Here is a 9,327-nt window from a genome sequence, read left to right on the forward strand (position 1 = left end):
GCCACTGGAGGTGACACTGGAGGTGAAGGGGTTGTTGCCCGGCCGCGGGCCGGCCGGACGGGCGGCCGGACGCGGGGGCTGGGCACCGGGACGCGGGGCGGCCTGGCCCTGCCCCTGGCCGGGACGGGCGCCGAAGCCCGGCGACGGAGCGGTGAACTCCGGCGTGGTGGGCGCCGTCGGGGTCGGACGCGGCCCCGGCTTGGGACCCGGCACCGGACGCGGGCCGGGGGTCGGCGTGGGCGCCGACGGGGCTGCGGGCTGCTGGGCCGCGGCAGGCCTGGGCGCGGCGGGACGCGCGCCGGGCTTCGGCGCGGCCGGACGCTCGCCCCCTGCCTTGGCGGCCTGGGACGTCCCCCCGGCCTGCGCCGCGGGCTTGGGCGCGGCGGGCTTGGGGGCGGCCTTCTTCGGGGCGGCCGGCTTCGCGGCGGACTTGCCGTTGCCGTTGCCCTGCTGGAAGGCGTCAGTCAGTTTGCGTACTACGGGCGCCTCGATCGTGGAGGACGCCGAACGGACGAATTCACCGAGTTCCTGGAGCTTGGCCATGACGACCTTGCTCTCTACGCCGAACTCCTTGGCGAGTTCGTAGACCCGGACCTTAGCCACATCGCTCCTTTGAGGTCCGGGGTGCAGCCGGACCGTCGCTAGTTGGGCGTACTCATCGCGTACTCATCGAGTGCTCATCGCAATCTCGACCTGCTTTCGACTCGCGAGGTACCTGACCGCACGGGGTTCCGTACGGCGCGTCTTTCCCTTGCCGTGTTGCCTCAGCAACCTTGTGCCTGCTCGACGTATCGGCGCAACGCCTTTACGTCGAGCGGTCCCGGGACGCGCAGCGCCCGCGGAAACGCCCGGCGGCGTACCGCCTGGTCGAGGCAGACCGGGGCGGGGTGTACATAGGCACCCCGGCCGGGCAGCGTACCGCGTGGATCGGGGACACACTCGCCCTCGACCGCCACGGTGCGCAACAGTTCGATCTTGGCCGCTCGCTCCCGGCAGCCCACACAGGTGCGTTCGGGGCATGCTCGGGCACGCGTCCGGCCAGACACTGTTCAGTCTACCTCCCCGTATCGCTCCCACCCCTTCGGGGCAAAGATCGAACGGATGTCGTTGTGTGGTAACGGATCTAGGAGTTGGGTCTATTCCCACTCCCGGGTGAACCACCCGAACGGGTGAGTTCCCCGGAGGTACCGGGTTCCCGGGAGTGCCTGCTCGGGCTGCTCGGGCTACTCGGACCGCTCGGACTCCTGCTCGGTGTCCGGGCGGATGTCGATGCGCCAGCCGGTGAGCCGGGCCGCCAGCCGGGCGTTCTGGCCCTCCTTGCCGATCGCCAGGGACAGCTGGTAGTCGGGCACGGTGACCCGGGCCGACCGGGTCGCCAGGTCCACCACCTCCACCTTGGAGACACGGGCCGGCGACAGGGCGTTGGCCACCATCTCGGCCGGGTCGTCCGACCAGTCGACGATGTCGATCTTCTCGCCGTTCAGCTCCCCCATGACGTTGCGCACCCGGCCGCCCATGGGGCCGATGCAGGCGCCCTTGGCGTTCAGACCCGCCCGGTTGGACCGTACGGCGATCTTCGTACGGTGACCGGCCTCACGGGCGATCGCCGCGATCTCGACCGAGCCGTCGGCGATCTCCGGCACCTCCAGGGCGAAGAGCTTCTTCACCAGGTTCGGGTGCGTGCGGGAGAGGGTCACCGAGGGGCCGCGGACGCCCTTGGCGACCCGGACGACGTAGGACCGCAGCCGCATGCCGTGCGGGTAGCTCTCGCCCGGGACCTGCTCCTGCGCCGGCAGGATGGCCTCCAGCTTGCCGATGTCCACGAGGACGTTCTTCGGGTCGCGGCCCTGCTGGACCACACCGGTGACGATGTCGCCCTCGCGGCCGGCGTACTCGCCGAGCGTCGCGTCGTCCTCGGCGTCGCGCAGCCGCTGCAGGATGACCTGCTTGGCGGTGGTGGCGGCGATACGGCCGAAACCGGACGGGGTGTCGTCGAACTCGCGGGGCTCCTGACCCTCCTCGAGGTCCTCGGGGTCCTCCTTCGCCCACACGGTCACATGCCCGGTCTCCCGGTCGAGCTCCACGCGCGCCTGGCGGCGGCTTCCCTCGGTGCGGTGATAGGCGATGAGAAGGGCCGACTCGATCGCCTCGACCAGCACGTCGAAGGAGATCTCCTTCTCCCGTACCAGGTTCCGCAGGGCACTCATGTCGATGTCCACGGCTACGCCCCCTCTTCCTTCCGGTCCTTGCGGTTGAACTCGACCTGCACGCGCGCCTTGACGATGTCGGGGAAGTCGAGCCTGCGGGTCGTGGCCTTGCGGCCCTTCACTCCGGGCACTTCGAGGTCGAGGCCTTCGTCGTCGACCCTGAGAATCCTGGCGACCAGCTCGCCGCCCTCGGCCAGCTGGAACTTCACCAGCCGGCCCGTGGCGCGCACGTAGTGCCGGTGTTCCCTGAGGAGGCGCTCCGCGCCCGGGGTTCCGACCTCGAGGGTGTATGCGCCCTCGCCCATCGCGTCGCTCTCGTCGAGCTTCGCCGAGAGCGCACGGCTCACATCGGCGATCCTGTCCAGGTCGGCCCCGGTGTCGGAGTCGACGACGACGCGCAGCACACGCTTGCGTCCGACGGAGTCCACGGCGATCTCCTCGAGATCCAGACCCCGGGAGGTGACAAGCGGCTCCAGCAGTTCTCGCAGCCTCTCGTTCTGGGTGGTGCTCATCCGGGTGACTCCTCGGCCGCGTCTGCTGTTGTGGGATGGTCGCGTGTCTGGCTCAAAGAGTATCGGTTCCCGGGGGCTGATGCCGTCCACCTGGGGATGTGGTGCCGCTGAGTGGTGCCCGCGGGGAGCGCGGGTACCGTGATCACGGGCGAGTCGCCCCGCCGCTCTTGTTCCGCAACGCACCCGAGGACGTCTGCCGTGCCGTTCCCCCTGTCTCCGCGCGCCCCAGGAGCTGCCCCCGGAGTTGTCCGAGGTCTCCTCCCCGCGCGGGCCCCGGTGGGCCCGCGCAGAAGGAGCCTGCTCGCCTCGGCCGCGGGGGCCGCCCTGCTCGTGGGCTGCTCCACCGGCTCCGCCGGCCCGGGTTCCTCCGATTCCGGCGGCTCGTCGGCCGCCGGGCGGATACGCGCGCGTGCGGCACAGGACAGCCAGGAGCTGGTGCGGCAGTACGACGCCGTGATCGCCGCGCACCCGGCGCTGGCGGAGCGGCTGCGGCCGCTGCGGGCACAGGTCGCGGCCCACGCGGAGGCCTTCGGCGGCGCGGTGGAGCCCTCGCCCGGGGCCTCGCCGGCCACCCCGGGGCCCGAGGGCTCGGGGGCTCCGGCGGGTGCCGGGGCCCCGCCGTCCCCCGCCGTCCCGGCGGACGGGAAACAGGCCCTGGCCCTGCTGGCCGCCGCGGAACGGTCCCTGTCCGACCGGCGCACGGCGGCCCTGCTCCGGGCCCCCGGTGAACTGGCGCGCCTGCTGGCCTCGGTGGCGGCGGCCGGGGCGGCCCACGTGTATCTGCTGACGGAGGACGGCACATGAGCCGGACGGACGAGGGGCAGCTGGAGGCCCTGCAGGCGGCGCTCGCCGCGGAGCACGCGGCCGTGTACGGGTACGGCGTCGTCGGGGGACGGCTCCGGGACAGCCGGCGCAAGGAGGCCCTGGAGGCGTACGTCGCCCACCGGGCACGGCGGGACGCGCTGACGCGCGCGATACGGGATCTGGGCGAGCAGCCGGTGGCCGCGGCGGCGGCCTATGCGCTGCCGTTCCCGGTGCCGGACTCCGCGACGGCGGTACGGTTCGCCGCCGAGCTGGAGGAACGGGTGGCCGGGGTGTACTCCGACCTGGTCCGGGCGAGCACGGGCGAGCGGCGGCGGGAGGCCGCGGTGGCGCTGCGCGAGGCGGCGGTCCGGGCGGTGCGCTGGCGCGGGGAGAGCGTAGCCTTCCCTGGTCTCGCCGAACGGGCCGGTACGGCCGCGAAGGTCCCGGGGGGCACGGCGACGCCCTCGGCGTGACGCGCACGGGCAACGGCACCGGACGGCACAGGCGACACGGACAGGCAGGCAGGAAGGAACGGCTCGCGCATGGCTTTCGAACCGCCGCAGCGTCTGGTGCGGGCGCTCGGGGAGACGGCACCGGACGGGGACACCTGGCTGGCCGAGCTGCCCGAACTGCTACGGCGGGCCGTGGCGGCGCGCGGGCTGACCGTCGAGCGGGTGCAGCTGCCCGGCGGGCGCAGCAGCCTGGTCGTGCTGGTGCGGACGGCGGACGGGACCCCGGCCGTGCTCAAGCTGGCCCCGCCCCGGGCCCGCCCGGAGAACGAGCGGGCCGCGCTCGCGCACTGGGGCGGCCGGGGCGCCGTACGGCTTCTGGACGACGGTCCGGGCGAGGGGGCGCTCCTGCTGGAGCGGCTGCACCCGGATGTGTCGGTGCGGTCGCTGCCGGAGGCGAAGGCGCTGCTGGAGTCGGCGGAAACGCTGCGCCGGCTGTGGGTGGAGCCGCCCGCGGGGCACTCCTTCGAGACGGTGGCCGAGCGCACCGGCCGGCAGGCCGAGGCGATGCGGGCGGGCGCGGAGCGCGACACGGAGGTGGCGCCGCTGGTCGCGGCGGCGCTCAGGGCCCGTGAGGAGCTGCTGGCGGCGCCGCCCGAGCAGGTGCTGCTGCACGGCACGTTCCGGCAGAGCAAGGTGCTCGCCGGCACCCGGATGCCGTGGCTGGCCGTGGGCCCCGACCCGGTCGTCGGCGAGACCGCCTTCGATCTGGCGCGGCTGGTCCGCGACCGTGTCGAGGACCTGATCGCCGCCCCGTCCGGGGCCGCCGTCACCCGCCGTCGGCTCAAGCGTCTGGCGGAGTCCCTGGAGGTCGACCAGGAACGCCTGCGCGGCTGGACCCTCTTCCGTGCCGTCGAGTCCGGCGTACGCGCCCGCCGCGTGGGCCGCTCGAAGGACGCGGAGCTGCTGCTGGAGTTCGCCGCGTGGCTCTGATCCGAGCGGCCCGGTGAGGCGACGCGCGGGTGCGTGGACGGGCCGGCGGCGGCCTCGTGAGCCCCGCCGCCCGGAGAGAGCCCGCGGAGCGTGCCGCCCGCCAGGAGCGCCCGCTGGGGGTGTCCTGCGGCCCTCGCCGGGCGGCGAGGGCCGCCCGGCGTGTTCCCGGCCGTGGGGCGGTGTTCCGGTGACGGCCGGGGTGACGCTTCCCGTCGTGCGCCTCTCGTCGTATGCCGCCGTATGTCGTCGTACGGCTCAGGCCGAGAGACGGGCGACGGCCTCCTCGACGGGGAGTTCCTCGCGTTCGCCGGTCCGGCGGTCCTTCAGCTCGACGATGCCCTCGCCCGCACGGCGGCCGACGATCAGGATCTGGGGAACGCCGATGAGCTCGGCGTCGGTGAACTTCACGCCCGGGGAGACGCCGGCCCGGTCGTCGACCAGGACACGGACACCGGCCTCGGCGAGCTTCCGGGAGACCTCGAGGGCCGTCTCGATCTGCAGGTTCTTGCCGGCGGCGACCACGTGGACGTCGGCCGGGGCGACCTCCTTGGGCCAGATCAGCCCCTTGTCGTCGGCGTGCTGCTCGGCGAGGGCCGCGACGGCACGGGAGACGCCGATGCCGTAGGAGCCCATGGTGACGCGGACCGGCTTGCCGTTCTGGCCGAGGACGTCGAGCTTGAGGGCGTCGGTGTACTTGCGGCCGAGCTGGAAGATGTGGCCGATCTCGATGGCGCGGTCCAGCTTCAGTCCGGTGCCGCACTTCGGGCAGGGGTCGCCCTCCTCCACGACGACCACGTCCACGTACTCGTCGACCTCGAAGTCACGGCCGGCGACCACGTTCTTCGCGTGCGTGTGCTCCTTGTTGGCACCGGTGATCCAGGCCGTGCCCGGGGCCACGCGCGGGTCGGCGATGTACTTCACCTTGTCCAGGCCCTGCGGGCCGACGTAGCCGCGGACCAGGTCCGGACGGTCCGCGAAGTCCTCGGCGGTGACCAGCTCGACGACGGCCGGGGCGAAATGCGCCTCGACCTTGTCCATGTCGACCTCGCGGTCGCCGGGCACACCGACGGCGATGATCTCGCCGTCCACCTTGACCAGGAGGTTCTTCAGCGTGGCGGAGGCCGGGACGCCGAGCGAGGCGGCCAGGGTCTCGATGGTCGGGGTGTCCGGGGTCGGGATCTCCTCGGCCGCGGGCACGCCGGAGCCGTCCACCGGCTCGACCGGGTAGCCGATCGCCTCGGTGTTGGCGGCGAAGCCGCAGTTCGGGCAGTTGGCGAAGGTGTCCTCGCCGGCGGCGGCCGGGGCCAGGAACTCCTCGGACTTGGAGCCGCCCATGGCGCCCGCGGTCGCCGCGCAGATGCGGTAGTCCAGGCCCAGGCGGTCGAAGATCCGCTGGTAGGCCCGGCGGTGCAGGTCGTAGGACTCGGCGAGACCCTCGTCGGCGAGGTCGAAGGAGTAGGAGTCCTTCATGATGAACTCGCGGCTGCGCAGGATGCCCGCGCGGGGCCGGGCCTCGTCCCGGAACTTGGTCTGGATCTGGTACAGGATGACCGGCAGGTCCTTGTAGGAGGACGCCTGGTCCTTCACCAGCAGGGTGAAGATCTCCTCGTGGGTCGGCCCGAGGAGGTAGTCACCGCCCTTGCGGTCCTTCAGCCGGAACAGCTCGACGCCGTACTCGTCCCAGCGGCCGGTCGCCTCGTACGGCTCGCGCGGCAGCAGCGCGGGCAGCAGCACCTCCTGCGCGCCGATCGCGTCCATCTCCTCGCGGACGATCCGCTCCACGTTGGCGAGGACCTTCTTGCCCAGCGGCAGCCAGGTCCAGATGCCGGCGGCGGTACGGCGCACATAGCCCGCGCGCACCAGCAGCTTGTGACTGAGGACCTCGGCGTCCGCCGGGTCGTCGCGCAGCGTCTTGGCCATCAACTGGGACATGCGCTGGACCGGTGCGTTCGCCATGGTTCTCGTATCTCCTGCCGATGGGGCCCCGCTCGAACGAGGACCAGAGCGGGGGACGGTGATGGCTAGGAGGTTAGCCGGGCGGACTGTCCCGGTGGAAATCGGTTAGCGCCTGTTTCCGTGTGCGCGCCCGCGGCGGCGCAGCGGCAGCGGGGCGCCCATCACGGCGTACGGCATCGGTGCGCTGGGGAAGAGGACCTGCCGGGCCAGGTCCTCGTACCCCAGGGAGCGGTACAGGCCGCGGGCCGGGCTGTCGGTGTCGATGGCGGAGAGGATAGAGCGGGGCTCGGTGGCGCTGTCGGTGATGGTGGTGATCAGGGCGCGCCCGATGCCGCGGTTCTGGTGGCGCGGATGGACGTGCAGCTCGGTGATCACGAAGGAGTTGTCGAGCCAGTCGTCGTGGCCGCGTGCGCGCAGATAGGGCTCGACGACGGTGGACCACCAGTGGGTGCGGTCGTTGGGCATGCCGTAGACGAAGCCGACGAGCCGGCCGTCGGGGGTGGTGGCACCGAGCGCGCGGGCACCGGTGCAGGTCATGTGCCGCAGCACGATCTGCCGGCGCACGGCGACCTCGTCGGCGCCGAGCCCGAAGGCGACGGCCTGCACGGCGAGCGCCTCGTCGATGCGGGCGGACAGGTCGAGCGGGCCGATCACGACGTCCTCGGAACGGCGGTGTCCGTGACCGGGAAAGTGGACCATGCCCGGAGACTACAGGGCGTGCACCGGCCTCAGAACCGTGTCTTGAGGCAGACACGGGGCAGGGCGGTGCGGCACGGCGGGGCGGGCTCGGAACAGCACGCTCGGTGCGCTCAGAACAGCACGCTCATGAACGCGCCGACCTCCCGGAAGCCCACCCGCCGGTAGGTCCGTCTGGCCGGGGTGTTGAAGTCGTTGACGTACAGACTGACCACCGGGGCCACATCGGCCAGCGCGTACCGCAGCACCGCCGCCATGCCGGGTGCCGCAAGGCCCTGCCCCCGGTACTCGGGGGCCACCCACACCCCTTGGATCTGGCAGGCCTTGGAGGTCGCCGCGCCGATCTCCGCCTTGAACATCACCTTGCCGTGCTCGTCGAAGCGGGCGAAGGAGCGGCCGGAGCCGACGAGCTCGGCGACCCGGGCCTGGTAGATCAGACCGCCGTCCCCGGCGAGCGGGGAGACGCCGACCTCCTCGGTGAACATCGCCACGCAGGCCGGCAGGATCGTTTCCATCTCGTCCTTGCGGACACGGCGGACGTAGGGGTCGGGGCGTATGTCGTCCGGCATGCGGTCGGTGACCATGAGCGGCTGGTGGGCGCGGACCTCGCGGGCCGGTCCCCAGGAGGGCTCCAGGAGCCGCCACAGCTGGGCGGTGGGCTCGGCCGGTCCGACGATGGAGGAGCAGCGGCGGCCGGTGCGGCGCGCACGGTCCGCGAAGGCGCGTACGGCCTGGGGGGTGGCGCAGACCAGGACGAGGTTGGCGCCCGCGTAGCACAGGGACGTGAGCTTGCCGTCCTCGTACCAGCCCCACATCTCGCCGCCCAGCCGCCACGGGTCCAGGCCGGCGGCCTGGACCCGTGAGGTCACGAAGGCGTTCACGACCGGCTCGCGGTCGAGGACCGCGAGCGCGGCGTCCAGGTCGCTCGGCTGGAGCACCCGTGAGGTGGTCTGGGTCAACACGTGCGGGGCCTCGGGCTGGGAGTTTCGCTGATCCTCCGCACTGTACCTGCCGTTTCCGGGCGACGTCGTCCCTCGGGAGAGGGGTCGGGGAAACCTCGAGGGAACAGAGAGGGAACAGCTCGGGAAACAGGGGGACGGGAGGACGGGGGGCGGGTCGGTCCGGACCCGGGGAACGGCCGTCCGGACGGGGGACGGCGAGGGCCGGAGGCGTCCGGCCGGCCGGTGCCCGGTCGGGTCCGGTCGGGTCCGGTCGCCAGGGGCGGGTCGGCCGTCCCGATGCCGTTGAGGGCCCTGGAGACCGCCGGGACGGGGCCCGGAGGTCATCGGGACGGAGGCACCGGCGGCGGCGCGCCCCATCGGGGTTGGTGATCCTCTTCGAGCGCGGGGTTCTGCGGGGTTCTCGTCATGGCCGCCGGAGCCCTCCCACCGGGGCCCTCCCCTTCCGGCTCACCGGTCTTCTGCCGGGGCGCTTCCCGGAAGGCTTCCAGGCTTCCGGGAAGCGGACGGCGGGGTCGGGGAGGGCCGGGAGGGACCGCGCGGGGCGGGGGGTGCGCCGCGGCCGGTGCGCGGAGTAAGCGGACGGAGCCGGGCTTCAGCCCGCGACGGAGACCGAGGGCTCCCCGGAGGCCACTCCGTCGTCCTTCATCTGCTGGGCGAGTTTCATGGCCTCCTCGATCAGGGTCTCCACGATCTTCGACTCCGGAACGGTCTTGATCACCTCTCCCCTGACGAAGATCTGCCCCTTGCC

Annotated in this window: 10 protein-coding genes and 1 pseudogene; 3 read left to right on the forward strand and 8 right to left on the reverse strand. The window is 72.8% G+C overall.

The features are described 5' to 3' along the window. The 4 genes from ABD224_RS28335 to rimP all read right to left on the reverse strand — a co-directional run. The coding region (locus ABD224_RS28335; protein WP_344055027.1) for a translation initiation factor IF-2 N-terminal domain-containing protein at positions 1-603 on the reverse strand (603 nt) is incomplete at its 3' end. Positions 604-764: 161 nt separating this feature from the next. Further along, positions 765-1,046 carry a YlxR family protein gene (locus ABD224_RS28340; protein ID WP_344055029.1) on the reverse strand — a complete coding sequence of 94 codons (282 nt, stop codon included), beginning with the start codon at positions 1,044-1,046 and terminating at the stop codon, positions 765-767. 177 nt (positions 1,047-1,223) lie between these two features. After that, positions 1,224-2,219, reverse strand: a complete 996-nt coding sequence (gene nusA, locus ABD224_RS28345; RefSeq protein WP_344055031.1) for a transcription termination factor NusA — start codon at positions 2,217-2,219, stop codon at positions 1,224-1,226. Between the two features lie 2 nt (positions 2,220-2,221). Next, entirely contained in the window at positions 2,222-2,719 is a 498-nt protein-coding gene (gene rimP / locus ABD224_RS28350) for a ribosome maturation factor RimP (RefSeq protein WP_067397968.1), read from the reverse strand. A 276-nt stretch (positions 2,720-2,995) separates the two neighbouring features. Here rimP and ABD224_RS28355 point away from each other — a divergent pair, with 276 nt between their 5' ends. The 3 genes from ABD224_RS28355 to ABD224_RS28365 all read left to right on the forward strand — a co-directional run bounded on the left by ABD224_RS28355 (position 2,996) and on the right by ABD224_RS28365 (position 4,965). Further along, on the forward strand, positions 2,996-3,523 hold the full coding sequence (locus ABD224_RS28355) for a hypothetical protein (protein WP_344055035.1): 528 nt from the start codon (positions 2,996-2,998) through the stop codon (positions 3,521-3,523). Then, positions 3,520-3,996, forward strand: a complete 477-nt coding sequence (locus ABD224_RS28360) for a ferritin-like domain-containing protein (protein WP_344055037.1) — start codon at positions 3,520-3,522, stop codon at positions 3,994-3,996. Before ABD224_RS28355 ends, ABD224_RS28360 begins: the two co-directional genes overlap by 4 nt. A 69-nt stretch (positions 3,997-4,065) precedes the next feature. Continuing rightward, positions 4,066-4,965, forward strand: coding sequence for an aminoglycoside phosphotransferase family protein (locus ABD224_RS28365; RefSeq protein ID WP_344055039.1), 900 nt, complete (start codon positions 4,066-4,068; stop codon positions 4,963-4,965). Positions 4,966-5,220: 255 nt separating this feature from the next. On the opposite strand, the gene ABD224_RS28370 is transcribed toward ABD224_RS28365, so the two are convergent. The 4 genes and pseudogenes from ABD224_RS28370 to ABD224_RS28385 all read right to left on the reverse strand — a co-directional run. After that, positions 5,221-6,921, reverse strand: coding sequence for a proline--tRNA ligase (locus ABD224_RS28370; RefSeq protein ID WP_344055041.1), 1,701 nt, complete (start codon positions 6,919-6,921; stop codon positions 5,221-5,223). Positions 6,922-7,026: 105 nt separating this feature from the next. Continuing rightward, positions 7,027-7,620 carry a GNAT family N-acetyltransferase gene (locus tag ABD224_RS28375; protein WP_344055043.1) on the reverse strand — a complete coding sequence of 198 codons (594 nt, stop codon included), beginning with the start codon at positions 7,618-7,620 and terminating at the stop codon, positions 7,027-7,029. A 110-nt stretch (positions 7,621-7,730) separates the two neighbouring features. Beyond that, a complete protein-coding gene (locus ABD224_RS28380; RefSeq protein WP_344055045.1) occupies positions 7,731-8,579 on the reverse strand; it encodes a GNAT family N-acetyltransferase in 849 nt (282 codons plus the stop codon). Positions 8,580-9,171: 592 nt separating this feature from the next. Next, positions 9,172-9,327 (reverse strand): annotated as a pseudogene (locus ABD224_RS28385) (flavodoxin-dependent (E)-4-hydroxy-3-methylbut-2-enyl-diphosphate synthase); the annotation flags it as partial.

The organism is Streptomyces thermoalcalitolerans (assembly GCF_039525155.1).
Classification (GTDB): Bacteria; Actinomycetota; Actinomycetes; order Streptomycetales; family Streptomycetaceae; genus Streptomyces; species Streptomyces thermovulgaris.